A 20682-nucleotide genomic window follows, 5' to 3' on the forward strand; every position below is an offset into this window, starting at 1 on the left:
TTTCAATATAAGATGAAATTTCGACCTTAACTACTGTACTGTTTCAGGTCGATATCGCTCCAGCAACATATTACTGAATTTATTCTCCGGGTCTATTCGTGCCTTAAGCTTAAAAAACTGTGCTGCTTGCGGATATGCCTGCTGAAATTGCTCAGAAGTTGCATGCAATTGATAAGGCAAGAAATAACTGCCACCGTTTGCTAGTACTGCATCGATTAATTCTCGAGTCCAGACTCCCACTTGCTCTTTACTGCGCTCATCAGTAGACTGCTGATAATAAATAACAAAAGCAAATACCTCAGTTCTCGCCCAAGCCAGCAGTGAACCACTGTCCCGATTCGCATGACGAACAGAAATATTCATAACATTAACCCGATGTTTTTTCAAAATAGCAATCAATTCCGGATAAAAATTATCAAACCGCTCTACCGGTATAAAAAACTCTTCCAGAACAAAACTTTTATTTTCATAAGCAATAGGTTTTAAGTTGGCTACATTAAAACTGGCTTCATAATTACGCCACATCACTGGTCGCCGTGCATAATCGACATAATCATGCAATTTGCGCAACTCTTTGCCGAAAGCAGATGAAGCTATAATTTTCGGCTTTTGTTTTTGCCAGAAAGTGGGTTTAACCAGCGGTCGTAATCTGCTGGCAATAGTCACTGGTTCTTGTGTCTGTTCAAATGTAACCGAACGGACTTTTTTGAAATCAGGGGGGGTATATTATTGCATTGTGAAATATTGCGGTCTTATCCGAACGAATATGCTGAGAAAAGTACCGGTAGTATTCTGAAATTGGCATAACCTCATTAACACGTTTAACTTTAACATTATCAGCAAGACGCAAAGTCACTTCTGTAATCACGCCCAAGCCTCCATAACCGCCAATAGCAGCATAAAATATATCCTGATTTTCTTACGTCGGACTAGCTACTACTACCGAGCCATGAGCAAGCACAATTTTGAACTCTTCCACAGACAGAATAATTGGTCCTTCACCAAAATAGCGGCCATGCACATTAACGCTTAAAGAACCACCAATACTGAAATCAGCATAGCTTTGCATGATTTTTACTGATAAGCCATAAGGATCAATCAATTCCTGTACTTGACACCAGCTTGCACCGGCTTCAATGGTTAAAAGCTTTTGTTCAGGATTAAAAGCAATCACATGATTAAGTTTTTGCGTATCAATCTGGAGCGCACCCTGTATAGCTGTTTGCCCACCCATACTGTATTTACCTCCAGCGATACTGATTGAACCAGAAGTTTGTTTAATTAGTTCGGCGACCTGTTGGGTAGATTCCGGTTGCACAACAGCAGCCACCTGTACCGGCGTCATACCTGTCACATCATTGACAATCACCGCCTGTGTTTCTATTGATAGCAACAGGCACAGACAGCAGAACAAAAAGTTTATTTTTTTTATTGTCATGTCATATATTTGTTATAACCAACAGCAATTAGCAATTTTATTGGTACAAACAAATCAATAAAAGATATACATTATTAATATTTAACAAGAATCAAATATCTTATTCAATCCAAAAACCTTGATCACTTTCCTTTGACTCAATAATCGGATTACCGCCTAATCCAGACCACTATTTAAATAGTAAAGGTGGGTAATCAGCAGCATAGCAGTAAACTGCAAGCCATGTCTGGCAACACTGGTTGCGAATATTAGCTATCTTCAACAATCCGCACCACATAGAAAGGCGCTTAAATGTGCAACCAGAAGAAAAACGATTTATATTGTAATATGATAAATGCACTCAAGTGGTTCGCATTGAATTATCGCGCATACCATTGCTCAATAAATATATTACTTACATAAAACCAATAATTATGAAATTCTTGCAGCTGTTAATATTTATATCTATATCATTTTATTCATTAGCAAACATTCATATTTATCAAGGAATATTTAATAATAAAAAAATACAACTTTATATAGATGATGCTTTAGATCCCAATATAGCATCGTTTTATCTATCCGGTGATAATACACCACCTGTTGCACTGGATCTTTTTTAACAAAGAAAACGAGTGGTTTTTCCGTGAAAGCAACTGCTCTAAAACAGGTTCGTGCAATTATTTAAAAACTAATAATATAAAGCTGGATTCAGATGATGAAAAATAAACAACAAAGTCCTTACAGCTTATTTGACTAATGACAGAACAAATAACAAACATCATCAGCATTTAAATAAAATAAAAGAACTCAAGCTTTTTGACAATAAAGCTGAATTCAGAAATGAACTTATCTGGTAATTTACTTAATTATTCAATAGTATTTCCGCTGGTGATTATAATTTTGATGATATAGAAGATTTTTCTAGACTTAAAAGCGGATCACCCGATTGGCTATTTTCAAACAATACATATGCTTATTATATATATGATAACAAAAAGAATAAATTTATAAACTTGCCATTGTCCGGTTCTAATATTACTTTCAATCCACAAACACGTACTGCTAGCAGTCAAAAAAATTGCATTGAATATCTAGGCTCAGATACTGGCTGTAAAATAACGGTCATACAAAATATTTATCGTTTCCACAATAACCGGTTTATATACTCACCAACCGAAATTCATGTTCAATCTATTATAAATATTTCTATCAAGCTGACTCTACAAATAATTGTGATGAAGAAAGTTACTTCAGATGTCTATCTGAATAATTGACTAGTTCATAAAATTTGAAACAATTTAGAATATTTCAAAATAATAGTTAAAACACCCAAAGATCTGAATAATATGATCATTACGTTTTAGTGTTAGGAATAACAAAAAAACTTTTCCAAGCTAATCGATTCAGCAGCTAAACAAACAACCGTTTATAACCCAAATCTGCAAGAGAATTTATAAGCGCACTTTACGTTCAGCACATCGTCGCTTCGCAGCTGCAATTGCCTGATTAAGTTTAGCCTCGGTAAGTGTACCCAGTAACGCTTGCCTAAACCCGCACTTAGATGCCTGCACCTGTGTATATGGTATACCACCAATCTCATTGCCTAACCGCCTCATCCAGGCACGGCTATCCGTACCGGTATACCGAAACAGTGGATAGCGTACAGATACCTGACGGGTAAAGCGTTGTAAATTAGCTTCACTATCCAGCGCTACCCCCACCACAGCAACCGTTCCTTTACCAGAACGCAGTTGCTGCTGATACCAGCGCGACAACATAGGCATTTCTTTGCGACAAGGTGCACACCATGTTGCCCAGACATTGATAACAAGTATCGGATTATTCGTTGGTAAAACTGTAGCTTTACCTTGAGGCCAGCTCTGTAACTCTGCTGCCTGTAAGCGAATGCAACCGAAAAACAACAAACTAAATAAATATATTTTTTTTAAAAGCTCAGCAGACTGAAACATTTCCTTACCTGAATATTACATTCTAATAGCCTTAATTATAAAACATTTGATATATAATTTCTGGGCGCTAGTCATACGTGGTGCCGTTTCCCTATCTTTTCTGTATCAAACTGCTTAAATATGTAACTGAAATCAAATAATTAACAATCATCAAATATAAAATCCGCTTAACATTTAGAATAATTAATAATACTTGTCAAAATTTGAAGTTTCGTCCACACTTCCAATTCAGATTTTTCATTTCTTTAGAAAGAAGTTCAGAGATAATCATGGCCAATACCGTCATACTCTATCACAATCCAAACTGCTCCAAATCACGAGCTGCGTTGTCTTTACTTCAGGTACGCAATGTTAATACCAAAGTCATTCCTTACTTAACGGAGCCATTAACTGAGTCGCAAATACGCGTACTGAAACAAAAACTGGCAATTAGTTCAGCACGGGAAATGATGCGCAGCAAGGATAATCTATTTACACAACTGAATTTGTGTGAAGCTGATGAAGATACATTGATAGCTGCCATGGCAGCACATCCGATACTGATTGAACGACCAATAGCTGTAATTGGCGAACACGCCGCGATAGGTCGCCCTTTAACCAATATTGAAGCACTACTTGAAAAGTAAATGACCGCTGATACCCATCTTGGTTTCTGGCGCTGTTTGCGAAGCGTTATTATTGCTGGCAGTCTGTTTGTCGGCACCAATTATATCATTAGTGTTGCTACGGTTTATCAGTACAGCCATCCGCGCGTACTTTGCGAGGCTGATGCTGCGATCGTACTTGGCGCAGCTGCATGGGATAAACGCCCTTCTCCGGTTTTTCGTGAACGCATCAATCATGCCATCCATCTTTACCGTACAGGCATTGTAAAAAAAATCCTGTTCACTGGTGGCAGCCCCAAAAGTGGTTTTATGACTGAAGCAGCAGTCGGGCGGCGTTATGCAATTCGCAATGGCGTTGATGCTAATGATATTATTTATGAAAACCATTCGCGCGATACTTGGCAGAATTTAGTTAATGCGAAAGCTGTTGCCGATGATAATGATTTAGATAGTTTTATCATTGTCAGCGATCCCTACCATCTGGCTCGCGCTAGCTTGATGGCACATGATCTGGGTTTGAATGCTCAGGTTTCTCCTACCCCTACCACCCGTTATAGCGCCACCCAGTCCAAATTGCGTTTTCTGGCACAAGAAAGCTATACCCTTATGGTATATCAATGGATAAAACATCTTGCGCTTTTCCCTCAATTTATTCATATGCTACGCAGCAAATTTTAGTAATTATTGCCAATTTACCAGCTAATAGCATTTGATTATTCTTATCGACAGCATCCAAACACTCAAGCCTGTTATAGCAGCTTTCACAATACTGAATCTATTCACTATTATTTTTATGACATATTATAAAAATAACGGTAGGCATAGTCTGCTAATGACCTTCGATATTCATTTTTCCAGCTAAAAAAATCTCAAGACCATTAACCCTATCGGGCAATCGATAGTATGATTAAACTTTTAAATCCAATCATTCGCGATAGCATAGGATCAAATCATGGATCGAAACCAGCAACTTTTCGAACAAGCAAAAACCATCATTCCGGGCGGAGTGAATTCTCCAGTACGCGCTTTTGGCAGCGTAGGTGGCACTCCTCGCTTCATTAACAAGGCACAGGGTGCGTATGTATGGGATGAAAACTGTAACCGCTATATCGATTATGTTGGTTCATGGGGGCCGGCTATTGTCGGGCATGCACATCCAGAAGTAGTTGAAGCAGTCTGCCATGCCACCGAAAATGGCCTGTCCTTCGGTGCCCCTACAGAAAATGAAATCCGCATAGCTGAAGAAATTCGCCATATTATGCCAAGCATAGAGCAAATCCGTCTGGTCAGCTCCGGCACAGAAGCCACAATGAGCGCAATTCGTCTGGCCAGAGGTTTTACCGGACGCGACAATATCATCAAATTCGAAGGCTGTTATCATGGTCATTCCGATAGCCTGCTAGTTAAAGCCGGTTCCGGCTTGCTAACCTTTGGCCATCCCAGTTCCGCCGGTGTACCTGAAGATTTCAGCCGTCATACACTGGTTTTACCTTATAACGATGTTGAGGCTTTGCAACAGACTTTTGCCAGCAAAGGCGACAGTATTGCCTGTGTGATTGTTGAACCAATTGCTGGCAATATGAACATGATTCCGGCTACAACAGAATTTGTTCAGGCTTTGCGTGCACTGACTGAAAAGCATGGCAGTGTTCTGATTTACGATGAAGTGATGACCGGTTTCCGCGTTGCATTAGGCGGTGCACAGTCTATTCATGGCATTAAGCCAGATTTGACCACAATTGGCAAAGTCATTGGCGGCGGCATGCCCGTAGCTGCTTTCGGTGGTCGCGCAGATATTATGGCTTGTATTTCACCATTAGGCGCAGTTTATCAGGCTGGTACATTATCCGGCAATCCAGTATGCGTAGCTGCCGGAATGAAAACACTGGAAATCATACAGCGCCCCGACTTCTACACCAATCTCAACACACATACTCAAGAACTCAGTAATGGCCTGACTGCCATCGCCCGTCAAGCTAATATTCCATTCTGTAGTCGCAGTATCGGTGGCATGTTTGGCTTTTACTTTACCCCAGATCTGCCAAATTGTTTTACAGATATGCAGAACAGCAATCTAATATTGTTTAAAGCGTTTTTCCATGCCATGCTCTCACGTGGCGTAGCACTTGCACCATCTGCATATGAAGCCTGTTTTGTTTCTGCCGCACATAACAGCGAAATCATTGCCGATACTCTTGGTTTGGCTACAGAAGCATTTACCGAAATTGCACGCACCATCTGACATTAAAATTATTACCGGCGAATACGCCATCTGAGGCATACGCCGGTTTTATTATCCGCTCAGCAAACCTACTTTTACCACTTGGCCTGTATCCAAATTAACCCTTTGCTGCTCAGGCATATCAAATAAATTTTTTTATATTGTTGAATTTATAAACGATAAAGCCATGTTTTATTGCCTGTCTTTTTAAAAATTGTAATCTACAACATATTTGCTATGTAGCGCGCTTGTCTTTATTTTGTCCAATTAGTATCCGTGTTTTTAGTATCTTTTACTTAGTAGCATAAAGTCCGCTACTAGCAAAATCCTAAAAGATAACAATAAAAATTAATTGAAGCCTAACCGTATAAATTTCTTATTAACATATAATTACAACTATTTAACAATAAAAAATAATTTACTAAGTCTGGCCTAAGTATTCAACGCCATACTGTGCATTAACAAGAACCAAGAAGGTTATTGTCTTAAACCAATTTTTAATGGAGATCTGTCATGAAAAAAATCACTACTGCTGTTGTAAGCGCTATTTTCGGTTTAACTGCTGCTGCTTCTTTTGCCGCTCCTGTTGCCGCAACAACTACAACCAACACTACTACTGCTACCACCTCTGTTAAACCTGCTGCTAAAGTTGTTAAACCAGCTGCTAAGAAAACTCAGGTTAAACAGGTAAGAAAAGTACATGCTAAAAAAGCTCATGCTAACAAAGCAGCTGCCAGCAGCACTACTACCAAACAAACCACTACCACTACTGAAACCAATTAATCAGCCAGCTGGTTAACGTTTGAATAAAAACCGTTTCAGGAATCCTGAAGCGGTTTTTGTTATCATAGATAACTCTCAGCCTGATTACTGACAGGCTGCTCATTGGTAGTCTATGTGGAAAATGTTAACCCATGCGAATTCTACTTCTTGAAGACGACAAAATGATTGCAGAGGCATTAAGCGATATGCTGCATGTTGCCGGTTTTGCTGTCGATTGCGTTACAGACGGTCTGGCAGCAGAAAGTGCATTACAGCCAGATATCTACGATATCGCCCTACTGGATATCGGCGTACCCAAACAGGACGGCCTGAGTGTACTACGTCACCTGCGTGCCAAAAACAGTGATTTACCTGTTATCCTGATTACTGCCCGAGATACGGTGGAAGAACGCATTAATGGTCTGGACAGTGGCGCTGACGACTACGTAATCAAACCATTTGCGCCATCTGAATTACTGGCTCGTATTCGGGCATTATTACGCCGGCGTAGCGGACATGCCTGCCCAGTACTGAGCAATGGTATTATCACATTGAATCCGGCTACCAGAGAAGTGAGCGCCAATGGTCTGGTTACCCGCCTGTCCGCCCGAGAATATGCTCTGCTTTACAGTTTATTGCTACAGCCGGGCACCATATTGTCACGGCAGGAATTAGAAGAAAAAATTTATGGCTGGAATGAAGAAGTGGAAAGCAACGCCGTTGAAGTGGTAATTCATGGAATTCGCAAAAAGCTCGGCAGTAACGTCATTAAAAATGTTCGAGGACTAGGATGGCTAGTGGATCGACGCGGATAGTCTCATCGCTACAATGGCGTTTATTACTGGTATTAACCATTGTGGTAACATTTATCGCCATTATTGGCGACATTCTTGCCTACCAGACTGCTTTTCGGGAAACTCAGGATTTACAGGATGCCCAATTAGAGCAGATTGCGCATTTACTTGATCCGCGCAGTGCCATACTGCGCAGAGATACACAGGAAGACCTCAACTTTCCCGAAAGCGCCAGAACACTGCCCAAACCGCGCATACTGGCACAAACTCTTGACTCGCCCTATCTCAATATACTGATGGGTGATGACAACGCAGTAAAGAACTTGCAACAATTACAGGATGGCTTTCACAATTTTACAACCGTAGCCCGTCATTGGCGCGTCTACATTCTCACCCGTGAACGCGAACGCATAGTTGTAGCCCAACGCACAGCCTACCGTAATCATATCGCCAAAGATAGCGCGCTGAGTGTGGTCTGGCCATTTCTTATCCTCATGCCCATCTTATGGCTGTTTACCGCCATCTGGATTCGCCGTTTGTTCCGGGCAACACAGGAAATGAGTACAGAATTAACTGCCCGCAGTGCCAACGATTTATCTCCACTAGATACCAGACACGTACCCACTGAAATCCGTCCTTTTATCACCGCACTAAACCGCCTTTTCAGCCAGTTACAGGCTGCCATAGAGCATGACAAAAAATTTATCAGTCATGCAGCACACGAATTACGTACACCAATCACTGCACTAACCATACAGATAGCCCGATTTGACGAACCAGATTTAAGCATTCAGGAACAACGCAAACTTATCGGACAAATCAAAGCCGGTATAGCTCGCACCAAGCAACTACTTACCCAGTTGTTATCGATGGCCAGAGCGCAACATCAGCTCCAGCAGCACCTTATGCCAAATAATGTCAGTACCGCCTTGATGCCACTGCTACGCGACCTGATTGCAGAATTATTACCTCTGGCAGAACAGAAACAGCAAATTCTGAGTGTTGACATTAACGAAGATATCAACCTGCCTATCAGCAGTAATGACTTACAAACCATTCTCAAGAATATTCTGGCCAATGCCATCAAATACACGCCCGCTCACGGACAGATCTGTATTCAGACCAAGCAACCCACAGATAACCAGTTAGCACTATGGATAGAAGACAATGGCCATGGTATTTCGGAAGCTGAGCGAAAGCTCGTATTCGAACCGTTTTACCGCATTCTAGGTAATAACGAATGCGGTAGCGGATTGGGACTGGCCATCGTTAAAACCCTGTGCGAACAATGGCATATCACCATTCAGCTCACCGATTCGAGCCTGCAAAATAATGAGCACCAGCCGGGACTAGCCGTTGGTTTAACATTCAGTATTAATAATCAATAAACTTAGCCAGCACATTGCCGCTGATGTACGTGTACAGACATTAAAAGCCGATAGTATCAATAATAACCATCACTTTAGAAATAAATATTAAGTGGCCAAAACAATATATAAAGTCGTTATATACAACGCTAATGGCAATCAGATTTGAGACAAGATTTGTTCACAACATAACACATGCCTGATTGATCGCATTTAAGATAAATAAAAAAAACAGAACGCTCACACAGAGCATTCTGTTTTTTAAAATTGGTATACTTCTTACAGCCCAGCAACAAATTAATTTAAAGACCTGTCTGTAGCTTACCAGTGTTTAGTACCGAAAATTTTGTCACCGGCATCACCCAGCCCGGGGATAATATAACCATTATCGTCCAGATGGTCATCCAAAGCTGCAGCATATATAGTCACATCGGGATGGGCTTCATTAACAGCTTTGACGCCTTCCGGAGCCGCAACCAATACCAGTGCCTTAATATCTTTACAGCCTTTTTTCTTAAGCAGGTCAATGGTGGCAATCATTGAACCGCCGGTTGCCAGCATAGGATCAATAATCAGCGCCGGACGCTTATCCATCTGACTGACAAATTTTTCAAAATAAGGTACCGGTTCCAGCGTCTCTTCATCACGCTGTAAACCTACCACGCTGATTTTAGCTGTAGGAATTAAATCCAGCACCCCATCCAACATACCAAGCCCGGCACGCAGAATAGGCACAACAGTAACAGTCTTGCCCTTAATCTGGAATGCATCAATCTCACCACACCAGCCCTGCATTTTGACAATCTCAACATCAAAATCACGACTAGCCTCATAAGCCATTAAGCGCGCCAGCTCTTTTGTCAACGTGCGGAAACGATAAGTACTGCAATCCTCTTCCCGCATCAATGACAGTTTGTGCTTCACCAACGGATGGTCAATCACATTAATATTCATCGCCTGTTCCAAAAAAATTCCTTTAACACCTAAATCCAAACAGCCACCGGGAAACGTCCCGAATAAAATTTAGTCAAACAGAAGCCAGCAAAGTCTGCAATTCACCTGCTTCATACATTTCCAGCATAATATCAGAACCGCCGACAAATTCACCTTTTACATACAACTGCGGAATGGTTGGCCAGTTTGCATATTCCTTGATACCCTGACGGATATCATCATCTTCAAGCACATTAACAGTATAAAAATCTTTCAAGCCAGCTGCCTGTAAAATCTGCACAGCACGAGATGAAAAACCACACTGTGGAAACTGTTTTGTCCCTTTCATGAACAATACAACCGGATGATCGGTTACAAGCGCTTTAATTCTTTCCTGAGTACTCATGTACATTCCTTATTTCATTTACTTAATGCGTGTTAGCACAGCAGCAAAAAAGCCGTCTGTATGATGTTCACTGGTATTCAACTGCAAATAATCACCCTGCATGGCTGGCAAAGCATGACTCTTCAGCAAAGTCTGTACCGGTTCAATATGCCAGCCTGTGTTGGCGGCCAGAAAATCATTTAATTGCTGCTGATTTTCAGCCTCCAGAATACTACATGTAGCATATATCAGTCTGCCACCCGAGCGTACCAACGCAGAAGCTGCCTGCAAAATCGACCGCTGTTGCTGCTGCAATGCCTCAACATTGTCACCACTCTGGCGATATTTTAAATCAGGATTGCGGCGCAAAGTACCTAGCCCGGAACAAGGCGCATCCACCAGCACACAATCCGCTTTACCTTTTAAACGAGCAATACGGGCATCGTGCTCATTATCTATGCGCTGCGGATGAATATTAGTCAAACCTGCACGTACCATCCGCGGCTTCAGATTAGCCAGACGTTTTTCCGCCACATCCAACGCATACAGGCGTCCACAGCCAGCCATCATCGCGCCCATTGCCAGCGTTTTACCGCCTGCACCCGCACAGAAGTCAACAGCAATCTGCCCGCGTTTTACACCTGTTAACAGTGCCAGCAACTGACTGCCCTCATCTTGTACTTCCAGCACTCCGTCCAGAAACAGCGGATGTCGGTTTAATGCCGGCTTATCATATAACCGGATTCCCCAAGGTGAATAAGGAGTAGCTTCTGCGCGCAAGCCTTCTGCCTGCAACACAGCCAGAATCTTATCACGCTTACCTTTCAAAGTATTGACCCGCACATCCAGCGGTGCTGCCTGCATCACACTGCGACCAAAAGCAATAATCTGATTCTCATCCCAGCCCTGCTGCTGCAAACAGTCAGTCATCCATTCAGGCAGCTCGGCAGCAGTTGCCAGCGTAGCAGCAAAATCAGATTTATGCTCCTTTAATTCAACCAGCCACTGCTTCTCTTCCGCATCACACAGACTTTCTACAGCATGAATACTTAAACCGCGTCCTAAAACCAGTGCCGCCAAAGCTGCACGACGCGGTTTGTTATGCGGTCTTTGCAACATCTTCTGGATTTTCTGCAAGTGACGAATGGTCGCAAATACGGTTTCTGCAATTTCCTGCCGGTCACGCACACCCAGCTTGCGCTGGCGCCGGAAGAAAGCCGACAACACAACATCTGCCGGCTGTCTGAACGTTAACACCTGAGCCAGAGCAGCAGCTGTCAAATCAAGTTGTTGTGCATTTATCATAATTACTTAAATAGCCTTCCCATCAATCTGGCCGCCTTTCAGCTGCAAGGTATAAACCTTACCATTATCCATATAGCTAATCCGTACCGGAACATTCCCAAACTGCGGTGCAAAAGCATATTCCACCACATCATCACCACGACTGATACTGTACTGGCTGATATCGATTTGCTGGCCATTAATCACCAGCTGAGTATTGCCGAGGCTACGAACCGTATCCAGCGGATAAACTTTTTTACCATTAGTCAAATAGGTATTTGCGGGCAAATTTCCGTGATTAAAGCCCAATTGCCAGCCCAGTGCAAACATATCGTATACCGGCCCGTTTACCACCATATGCTTACCAGCCTCAGAAATCTTGCCATAATCAACCCCCTGCTCAGTAAAGTGCGCCTGTGCATAAGGCTTACCAAAGCGGCTATCCACATAGGAAAGCGGATTCAGACCAGAACCGTTTACCGTGCCCGCAGAAACAAACTGCATTTGGTAAAAAATCACATTAATTTGAGTATTAATCCGGTACTGGTTACCTTTCTGTACAAAATCCATACTTACCGGCAAACCATAACTGTCTACAAACTGTAATTGTGCCTGTTGTGGCAAATCGGCTGCCCGTACTACTACCGGTAATAACAGTAAACTTATCCATGTCAGCAACACACCCGGCGAAAATTTTATTTTCATACTTCTCTCATAGCATACTAATTTTTCAGACAGACCGAACCATTCTCATTGACTATAGACAGATTATTTACTCGATTACCCTCTACAACCAGATTGCCAGCAACAAAATCAGCCACTACCTGAGGCAATAATTCATGCTCAACGCACAAAACCCGTTGTGCCAGAGTATCGGCTGTATCACCATTCACAACAGGTACAACCCCCTGAGCAATAATCGGGCCGCAATCTAATTGAGCCGTCACAAAATGAATAGTACATCCAGCCACCCTACAGCCACTGTCCAGTGCCCGCTGATGCGTATGCAGTCCGGGGAATGCCGGCAATAAAGACGGATGAATATTAATCAGCCTGCCGGCATAATGCTCGCAGAATTCAGGGGTTAAAATACGCATAAAACCTGCAAGCAACACCAGATCCGGCTGATAGGCATCAATTCGCGCCATAAGAGCAGCATCAAACGCTTCACGACCAGCGTAATCCTGATGGCAGATTGCCTCAGTTGCCAGACCACGCTGTGCCGCCCATTGTAAACCGGCTGCATCAGCCCGATTACTGATTACCGCCACCACTTCTGCCTGCGCAATATTTGCCTGCACCACAGCCTGCATATTACTGCCACGCCCTGAAATCAGAATCACAATTCTTTTCATACTGCTTATCTTCCATCAGTCAACAAAAGCCTAGCCCAAAGACACCATTTCCAACTGCTCAAGACTACGTCCCAGAAACCGCTCCCCGATTGTCTGAAAGCGCAGAGGAATATCACTCACATAGAAACGATATTGCGCCCCCGAATAATCCGGATTAACAAGCTGCTGCTGTTTCAATGCCAGTGCCGTTACTTCTGCCGTCGTAATAGCCGAATCAACAAGTTTCAATTGTGGTGCTTCCTGCCGAATTAAAGATTTGAGTAATGGGTAATGAGTACAGCCCAAGACCAGAGTATCCACATCTTCCGCCAGAATAGGCTTTAAATATTCTCTAGCTGTTAATCGTGTCACCTCATGATCCAGCCAGCCTTCTTCTACCAGCGGCACCAGCAATGGACAGGCTTGTGAAAATACGCGGGTTTGTGCATTCTGTTTGTGAATCGCCCGCGCATAAGCATTGCTATTGACCGTAGTACTGGTAGCAATCACACCAATGTGATTATTTCGTGTTGTTTCCAGTGCAGCCTTAGCTCCAGCAGAAATCACATCTAATACCGGCATACCGCCTGCCAGCTGCCGTATCTTATCCCGTGCCACCGCTGCTATGGTATTACAGGCCACAACCAGAGCCTTAACATCATGTTCCAGCAGAAACGACACAATCTGCTCAGTATAAACCTCAATCGTATGTCTGGACTTCACCCCATACGGAACCCGTGCCGTATCTCCAAAATAAATAATATTTTCATTAGGCAGCCGTTCCATCAAAGCCCTTACTACAGTCAGGCCACCAACTCCGGAATCAAATACACCTATTGGGCGTTGTTGTATTGCAGTCATTTGTCTCTTCATCTGTAGCCATGACAATTCAGCACACCGCGCACCGAATCAATAATAGGCCAGTCATCATCGCAATTATAACATTGACCCAAAATTATACTCATAGTACAAATCCGGCCGTACAGGCTTAAAAGCGGCTTTTGCCAGATCACTTGGTCTGCCGGCACAACTTTACTACTTTCACTCTTACAAACTTTATCGCATAATAAACCCGTTTTGTTAATTAAACATACCATGTCTGCATCTCAAATCCGTGAACTAGTTCTGGCCAGCGAAAATGATACCCTGAATCTGGGTGCTCTTTTTGCCCAGTATATCAGCCCGCCTTTAATCATCTGGTTAGTAGGTGATTTAGGCGCGGGGAAAACAACCTTTACCCGTGGCTTACTAAATGCCCTAGGCTATCATGGTGCAGTTAAAAGTCCCACATACAATATAGTTGAAATCTATCCTTTTAACGGATTTCAACTACATCACTTTGACTTATACCGCTTTCAAAGCCCTGAAGAATGGCTGGATGCAGGACTGGATGAACTCATCAACTCAGATAGCATTATCCTGATTGAATGGCCGCAACTAGGTGGAGACCTAGCGCCGCCGGCTGACATAATACTGAATATCACTTCTCATGGCAGTAGCCGCACAATCCAGATGAGTGCCACTACAGCCAATGGCACACACATACTAGATAAGATTACAGAATAAACCATGCCTAACCATATCAGCCGCCGAAAATTATTAATTGCTTCTACCGGCACACTATTAATCAGCCTTACCCCGTTTGCGCGCGCCGCCAATGCTGGCGCAGACATCGTGGCTTCGCGTATCTGGCCGGCCACAGCCTATACCAGAATGACTTTAGAATCCACAACACCAATTCAGTTTAAATATTTTCAGCTAAAAAATCCCGACAGATTGGTTATTGACATTCAAGGCTCAGTCACCAATCAAGCTTTGCGCCAACTGAGCAGCAAAGTCATCCCAATGGATCCGTATATTGCCAGTATCCGCATCGGGCAATTCAATCCTGAAACCATACGTATCGTGATGGATTTAAAAACTACCGTTAATCCGCAGGTATTTTCACTTGCTCCGGTAGCCAATTTCAAAAACCGTCTGGTAGTGGATTTATATCCTACCGCCACCGTAGCCATGGAAGAGGAAAAAAACGACCCATTAATGGCACTCTTACAAGACTATAGCCACGGCAAAGTCAACAGCGACGGCACCACCGGCCCTCAAGCCACCGCATCCACGCCTCCTGTACAAAAAACACCTGAAAACAAACCACCTGTCACTAACCGGCCACCGATATCAGGTATGCCAAATAAACTCAGCCGCCAGCCAGTTATCATGATTGATCCGGGACATGGCGGTGAAGACCCCGGTGCCACAGGTCCATCCGGCCTGCATGAAAAAGATGTAGTACTGGCTATTGGACGTGAAGTAAAAAAAATACTGGACTCCTATGGCTACAAAACTTACATGACTCGGAACGAAGATATATTTATACCGCTTGGCGTTCGGGTAGCCAAAGCACGTAAACTCAGAGCCGATGTATTCGTTTCCATCCATGCTGATGCATTTACCAATCCATCGGCCAAAGGTACAGGCGTATACGCCCTTAATCCCAAAGGTGCCACCAGTGCAGCAGCCAAATATCTGGCACAGACCCAGAACGCGGCCGATTCAATTGGCGGCGTAAGTTACTCTACCGATAAAAATGTCAACAACACCCTGTTTGACCTTACCCAGACAGCAACCATTAACGATAGCCTGAAACTAGGCAGAGATGTTTTAAATCAATTAAGTAAAATTAATAATCTGCATAAAGGCAGTGTCGATCAGGCTAATTTCGCCGTTCTGAAAGCACCGGATGTCCCATCCATACTGGTTGAAACCGCTTTTATTTCCAATCCGATTGAAGAACGATTATTATCAAGTAGTGATTTCCGCCAGAAAATGGCCACTTCCATTGCCAGCGGTATTAAAGATTATTTATCGACGGCAGTACTGGCACGTCGTTGATAGCAATGAATCAATATAATAACAATTCAAGTATATATGACAAATAAAAAACTGCTATTGCAGCTTGCAATAGAGCATTTATATAAAATGATAATTTAATCTATCTCGGTTATTTGCTTTCGATAAATTAAATATGGTTGATTTCAGCTGAAAACAAATTACAGCCTAATAAGTGATGCAGATTAACAATAATCTGCCATTGAATTAAACTCAGGAATACAAATTACCGATTGCAGAGTATAAGCTAGCCTGCAATCGGACACTTGCTGATAAAAATATAAAGTTAATTAGTACATAGAAATAAAGGTAAATAAGAAAGCCGCTTTTTATCTGGCAACCAAGAATTGCATACAATTACTTAAATAGTATTTTGCAATCAGTTAAATATGAATAGCCTCATTCCAAAAATTAAATATTTGCTTTTCATCCAGATGCAAAACATCAGTTAAGAATGCCCACCAATTATCATTATCTAACGAAAAGTTTTGTGTTTCCAAAATGTAATTGCGAATCTTGATTAATTCTACACCAGACAATGCATTTTCAGCTGCTTCAACCAGAGCTTCCTTATTTTTACCCAAACTGATTTCCAGCTGGGAAAGCATCTGCATACGAGATAAAATTCCAGCTGTGTTACGTTTATTCTGCAAACGTAACTGTGCAGCATCAGCTTTTTCTACCCAGCTATTGGCCTTCTCTGACCACTGATGATAAATATCGGGACAAGGCGTGGTGGTAACAGTTGCGGGCAATACGCCTGGTTCCTCAATTGCGACCACTTCGCCGGTTTCCTTACTATACACCGTTTCGCCCCGATGATCTTCGATATATTGCCAATTATCACCTGTCCACTGCGCTATATAACCTTTTTTAGGCTGTGGTTCTTCGGTCTGAATGCATAGTCTGGGAATCAGATAATGACCATTATTTTCCAGAGGATCCAAATCCGCAACAGTCATACCAACAAAATAGTTGTTTTCATCTAGTTGGCATACAGGAATAGTTTGTGCATAGATTTCCATTTTTTATTCCTTAAACTTTTATACAGGCTAGTAATGCAATATTGCGTGGTCGATTTTCTGTAGAAGTAGGAACCACACGACTAGCATCTATGTTCATTACTGCTCCCCATTCATCATCACCACCGGCTGCTACTTTTGCATTGAAATAAGATGAATAATACAAGGCCCCTTTTTGTACCGGATTATCACCTCCACCCCTATGAACTACATTTATGCGACCAGTAATATTTCTGATTGCATCTCTCTGAAACAAGCCGAGCGTCCTTCCCGAATCAGCACCTCTTCCATCATCCCAGCAACGTATAAACTCACCACGTAAATCCGGTAAATTAAATGTAGTTTTACCATCTCCTGCACCATGATATGTGTTAAGCACAGCAAATAAACCCGCGTACGTTGTACGTGAAACAGCGGCACCGTTAGCTTTTAACCAGCCTGTTGGCGCCCATTCTCGGGCGAAGTACATTATTGTACCAGCAGGTATAACATTAATATCCTGAGTACCATCGAAAGGCACGCCATTGATAGTTCGTGCTGTTTGCAATCTTGTAGCGGTTGCTGCATTACCATTCTTATCCAACTTGCTGTCATTCAGTGCTTTACCCTGTCGTGCAGATAATGCTGAAAGTTTGTCATTAGAATTCAGCGTGTCAATTATCTTGGTTACGCCGGCAACATCGGCAGTTGCGGCTGCTGGCGTACTTGATGCTATTAACATTTTGATTGCTGTTATTACCTGATTCTGTGTGGCTTTTTCCGGCTTGATGCCAGCTGCAGCCAGAATGGCAATCAATTCAGCCTGTACCTGATTCAGCCAGCTGGCTGGCAATACAGTGCCCAGTTCATTTATACCGTTACCATCATGGAATAGTCCATCTTGCGTATCAATTGGATACATTTTTATTTGTCCTTATAAGTAAATCGTATATCAGTAAATGCTGGTTTCAGCTCTTTTAATACACTTTCAATAATTACATCACCATATGCTGTCAATCTGTCGCCGGCTGTTGACATTCCGGCACGAAAGCGGGTTGCGCGACTATCAGCATTCCTGATGTTTACCCACCACACCCACATAATATCTTCACGCGCTAACCTATCACCTGCGCGGTTAACACCAGCGCGGAATGGCTGTGGTTCTGTTATGGTGATGTCGTAGCCAATTGAGGCAGCCATCTGCATAAAATAAGGAATACTCAAGCCACCGGTTTCATTAATTTTAGTGATCACTGCCAGTATTCTTTGCTGGCCATTTTTACCGGAGCTATCCAAATTGAGCAGCTCCTCCCAGCGGGCGATATAATTTCCCGAAGTGCGTGGGTCAATAACGCCCAGTTTACGACGGGCAGCATTCTGTATTTCATCCAGACAATTGCCATCAATTATGGCGGCATTTCTTACCGCCGGAGCGGTGCGGTTGTAGGCGACCGGTGGTAATAATCCCAGTAACGTATTGATGTAACTCATAGCATACTCACATCCACCGTACCCAGCATAAACCACTCAATCTTTTCTTTTGTATCAGCTATCAGATTGGCTGCCGGATGAGTCATTTTGCGATCGATAACGCCAGATACATCACTGATTACGGCTTCCAATTGAGATGCAATCACGCTATCACCAGGCTTTAAGGCACTGAAATGCTCCTGCAAGGCCTGTCTGATGTCCGCTGTCGCCCTTTCAAGGTTCCCATCGGACAAACGCACCTTTACTTTAATATCAACTCTGGTGACATCTGGTTTAATAACAAAGCTATTTTTAGCTGTTACCGGTCGCACTGAATCAATGTAAGCCTGTACTTTGCTGACTATCTCATCACTGGGTAAATTATTATTGCTGGTAATAACAATATCTACCGTTCCAAGCCCACGGCGTAATGGGTATACATATGCGCTGGTAACACCGTCCACACTCAATGCCCAAGCCCGATAATCATATTTATTGCCTCCGGCAGGTGGGCGACGCAATAAATCCAGCAAACGGTTCAATAACGAAGTATCGCTTTCAACATCAGTGCCACCGGTTGTATGTACGATTTCGACATCACTGGATACGCCTATCGGTGCAGCCATAAATTGAGCTGCTTTATTATGCTGATTTGATGCAGAACCAGCTTCATCCGCCTGTATGGATAAAACAGCAGTACCCTCCTTACCGATTACAGCCTCTTGCTGAACCGCATATGAATACTCACCACATTTAATTTGTAGTTTTGCTTTTATTAATGATCCTTCAATACCATGCGCAATGGCTGTTCCATTGGCTGAAGTAGCATTCTTGCGGCGTATGCCACGCAGATTACAATGCCTTTCTAAAAATTCTGTATCTGCAGTATCTGGAAAAAATTGTCTTAATATCCATGCCTGATGGGCATATTGTCCCGTGGCACAACTGGCCAGACTGCTCGCCCGGATAAAATTATCACTATCTGAAGAAATATCAGCTTCGGGATTTAATGAAACCATATCACGTAAAATAGCCTGACGTATTTCCTCAAATGTTGGAATATTATGCATTTTCAAAATCCATTTAATTATTTTTTAAATTACTTTAACCGGACATTCAAATATAAATTTTTCTCCAGTTAATTGCGTTACCTGTATATTCAGATTCAGTATGCCATTATGTGCTTGCATGGTGGCAACAGAAATATCTGCCGCACGCCCATCATCAATAATTGGCTGTAACGCTTGTTGCGCATACTGTTTGGCTAGCAAACTAACTGATTGCAAATCTTTTTCCCGCTCAAGCGTATACAACAGTGAACCCAGCTTTTTATCCGCCCAATAGCTACCCAGCGGTGTTATCAGACGCAAATAAACTGCATTTTGTAAATGATTTATGATTTGTCCGGTATAATCACCTGTTCTGGTATCAATTTCTCTGTCCATAAACTATCCCGTTGTGTTATTTCTGTAGTTTATAAAAATAACAATATTTATCTGAAACTGAAGTACTTCAACAGCTATCAAACAGGCTTGCCTACGCTGACACTGTGATCATGGTCTGCCAGACTGATGCCTTTGGCTTTAACATCGCCAACAGTGGTATAGCTGCCATTAGTCTGAACAATATTGCCTGAAAATATCGCCCCCTGCCCGCCCTTAATATTCATGCCGCCATTACCATTAATTTGGCCTGCAGCTGTGATTTCCTGTGAACAATTAACATTTTGAGCACTGATATTTACGCCAGACTGAGCATCGATATTAATACCAGCTGCAGCCTCGATTTTTACTCCTGACGGTGCTTTTATATTTAAAGTTTCACAATCAATTTCAATCAGTTTGCCATTTTTTAAGGTAATCGAAGCACCAGATTGGTTATAAACAGCTACTTCACCGGCTGCCAGTGCTTTAATACGATATTCACCGTGTTCAGTGGCAATAATAATTCCATGACTGGTCTGACCACTTAATGGCAAAACAATAGCTTCCGAACCTACGGGCGGATTGCTGGTGAAACCAAATTGCTGTATCTGCTCAACATCCTGTAGAAATTCATCGGCCAGAGCGGCTATCTGAGCAGATTGAATCGGCTGAGAGGCGTTTACCCGTGTCAACCGGCCACGGAAAGCCTGCCGGACTGAGCTGGTAGTATTATTAATTGTCGTTCTGGTTTTATTTACCAACTTCGCAACATAACTCATCTGACTCTCCAATTAATTAAAATATATTGTAATTAAATATATACTTT

The 20682-nt window shown here is 42.6% G+C and carries 23 protein-coding genes; 8 read left to right on the forward strand and 15 right to left on the reverse strand.

Going from position 1 to position 20682, the window contains the following annotated elements:
* Positions 1-30 precede the first annotated feature (30 nt).
* The 3 genes from J6578_RS06335 to J6578_RS06345 form a co-directional block, all read right to left on the reverse strand.
* On the reverse strand, positions 31-666 hold the full coding sequence (locus J6578_RS06335) for a D-arabinono-1,4-lactone oxidase (RefSeq protein WP_287954133.1): 636 nt from the start codon (positions 664-666) through the stop codon (positions 31-33).
* A gap of 253 nt (positions 667-919) precedes the next feature.
* Positions 920-1438: an FAD-binding oxidoreductase gene (locus tag J6578_RS06340; protein WP_287954134.1), complete on the reverse strand. Its 519-nt coding sequence runs from the start codon at positions 1436-1438 to the stop codon at positions 920-922.
* 1433 nt (positions 1439-2871) lie between these two features.
* Complete coding sequence (locus J6578_RS06345) at positions 2872-3390, reverse strand: TlpA family protein disulfide reductase (protein WP_287954135.1); 519 nt, start codon at positions 3388-3390, stop codon at positions 2872-2874.
* Between the two features lie 269 nt (positions 3391-3659).
* Here J6578_RS06345 and arsC point away from each other — a divergent pair, with 269 nt between their 5' ends.
* The 6 genes from arsC to J6578_RS06375 all read left to right on the forward strand — a co-directional run bounded on the left by arsC (position 3660) and on the right by J6578_RS06375 (position 9160).
* Positions 3660-4016: an arsenate reductase (glutaredoxin) gene (arsC, locus tag J6578_RS06350; protein ID WP_093090263.1), complete on the forward strand. Its 357-nt coding sequence runs from the start codon at positions 3660-3662 to the stop codon at positions 4014-4016.
* Entirely contained in the window at positions 4017-4673 is a 657-nt protein-coding gene (locus tag J6578_RS06355; RefSeq protein ID WP_093090261.1) for a YdcF family protein, read from the forward strand.
* A gap of 274 nt (positions 4674-4947) precedes the next feature.
* A complete protein-coding gene (gene hemL / locus J6578_RS06360) occupies positions 4948-6237 on the forward strand; it encodes a glutamate-1-semialdehyde 2,1-aminomutase (RefSeq protein ID WP_100150444.1) in 1290 nt (429 codons plus the stop codon).
* A gap of 492 nt (positions 6238-6729) precedes the next feature.
* The gene (locus tag J6578_RS06365) at positions 6730-6999 is read left to right on the forward strand and encodes a hypothetical protein (protein ID WP_037407623.1); all 270 of its coding nucleotides are present in this window, start codon (positions 6730-6732) and stop codon (positions 6997-6999) included.
* Positions 7000-7130: 131 nt separating this feature from the next.
* Positions 7131-7793 (forward strand): response regulator, encoded by a 663-nt coding sequence (locus J6578_RS06370; RefSeq protein WP_100150445.1) that lies wholly within the window; start codon positions 7131-7133, stop codon positions 7791-7793.
* Positions 7769-9160, forward strand: a complete 1392-nt coding sequence (locus J6578_RS06375) for an ATP-binding protein (protein ID WP_287954136.1) — start codon at positions 7769-7771, stop codon at positions 9158-9160. The genes J6578_RS06370 and J6578_RS06375 overlap by 25 nt, the downstream gene beginning before the upstream one ends.
* Positions 9161-9460: 300 nt before the next feature.
* Here J6578_RS06375 and upp read toward each other — a convergent pair whose 3' ends face one another.
* The 6 genes from upp to murI all read right to left on the reverse strand — a co-directional run bounded on the left by upp (position 9461) and on the right by murI (position 13936).
* Entirely contained in the window at positions 9461-10093 is a 633-nt protein-coding gene (upp, locus tag J6578_RS06380) for a uracil phosphoribosyltransferase (RefSeq protein WP_093090253.1), read from the reverse strand.
* A gap of 73 nt (positions 10094-10166) precedes the next feature.
* Complete coding sequence (gene grxD, locus J6578_RS06385) at positions 10167-10478, reverse strand: Grx4 family monothiol glutaredoxin (RefSeq protein ID WP_093090251.1); 312 nt, start codon at positions 10476-10478, stop codon at positions 10167-10169.
* An 18-nt stretch (positions 10479-10496) separates the two neighbouring features.
* Positions 10497-11759, reverse strand: coding sequence for an RsmB/NOP family class I SAM-dependent RNA methyltransferase (locus J6578_RS06390; protein WP_100150540.1), 1263 nt, complete (start codon positions 11757-11759; stop codon positions 10497-10499).
* A 9-nt stretch (positions 11760-11768) separates the two neighbouring features.
* Positions 11769-12446: a DUF3108 domain-containing protein gene (locus J6578_RS06395; protein WP_239364115.1), complete on the reverse strand. Its 678-nt coding sequence runs from the start codon at positions 12444-12446 to the stop codon at positions 11769-11771.
* A 17-nt stretch (positions 12447-12463) separates the two neighbouring features.
* Positions 12464-13096, reverse strand: a complete 633-nt coding sequence (gene purN / locus J6578_RS06400; protein ID WP_287951166.1) for a phosphoribosylglycinamide formyltransferase — start codon at positions 13094-13096, stop codon at positions 12464-12466.
* A gap of 30 nt (positions 13097-13126) precedes the next feature.
* Positions 13127-13936 (reverse strand): glutamate racemase, encoded by an 810-nt coding sequence (gene murI, locus J6578_RS06405; RefSeq protein ID WP_100150449.1) that lies wholly within the window; start codon positions 13934-13936, stop codon positions 13127-13129.
* Positions 13937-14170: 234 nt separating this feature from the next.
* On the opposite strand from murI, the gene tsaE reads away from it, so the two are divergent.
* Together tsaE and J6578_RS06415 are read left to right on the forward strand one after the other, a co-directional pair.
* Complete coding sequence (gene tsaE, locus J6578_RS06410; protein ID WP_287954137.1) at positions 14171-14641, forward strand: tRNA (adenosine(37)-N6)-threonylcarbamoyltransferase complex ATPase subunit type 1 TsaE; 471 nt, start codon at positions 14171-14173, stop codon at positions 14639-14641.
* Between the two features lie 3 nt (positions 14642-14644).
* The gene (locus J6578_RS06415; RefSeq protein WP_287954138.1) at positions 14645-15964 is read left to right on the forward strand and encodes an N-acetylmuramoyl-L-alanine amidase; all 1320 of its coding nucleotides are present in this window, start codon (positions 14645-14647) and stop codon (positions 15962-15964) included.
* 380 nt (positions 15965-16344) lie between these two features.
* Here the strand turns inward: J6578_RS06415 and J6578_RS06420 are convergent, their stop codons facing one another.
* The 6 genes from J6578_RS06420 to J6578_RS06445 all read right to left on the reverse strand — a co-directional run bounded on the left by J6578_RS06420 (position 16345) and on the right by J6578_RS06445 (position 20635).
* A complete protein-coding gene (locus tag J6578_RS06420) occupies positions 16345-16986 on the reverse strand; it encodes a hypothetical protein (protein ID WP_287954139.1) in 642 nt (213 codons plus the stop codon).
* Between the two features lie 10 nt (positions 16987-16996).
* On the reverse strand, positions 16997-17884 hold the full coding sequence (locus J6578_RS06425) for a phage tail protein (protein ID WP_287954140.1): 888 nt from the start codon (positions 17882-17884) through the stop codon (positions 16997-16999).
* A 2-nt stretch (positions 17885-17886) separates the two neighbouring features.
* A complete protein-coding gene (locus J6578_RS06430; RefSeq protein ID WP_287954141.1) occupies positions 17887-18453 on the reverse strand; it encodes a YmfQ family protein in 567 nt (188 codons plus the stop codon).
* Complete coding sequence (locus tag J6578_RS06435; protein ID WP_287954142.1) at positions 18450-19502, reverse strand: baseplate J/gp47 family protein; 1053 nt, start codon at positions 19500-19502, stop codon at positions 18450-18452. Before J6578_RS06435 ends, J6578_RS06430 begins: the two co-directional genes overlap by 4 nt.
* Positions 19503-19526: 24 nt before the next feature.
* On the reverse strand, positions 19527-19877 hold the full coding sequence (locus J6578_RS06440) for a phage GP46 family protein (RefSeq protein WP_287954143.1): 351 nt from the start codon (positions 19875-19877) through the stop codon (positions 19527-19529).
* 77 nt (positions 19878-19954) lie between these two features.
* The gene (locus J6578_RS06445) at positions 19955-20635 is read right to left on the reverse strand and encodes a phage baseplate assembly protein V (RefSeq protein WP_093090227.1); all 681 of its coding nucleotides are present in this window, start codon (positions 20633-20635) and stop codon (positions 19955-19957) included.
* Between the last annotated feature and the right edge of the window lie 47 nt (positions 20636-20682).

Origin of the sequence: Snodgrassella sp. (genome assembly GCF_024103505.1) — a bacterium.
GTDB lineage: Bacteria > Pseudomonadota > Gammaproteobacteria > Burkholderiales > Neisseriaceae > Snodgrassella > Snodgrassella communis.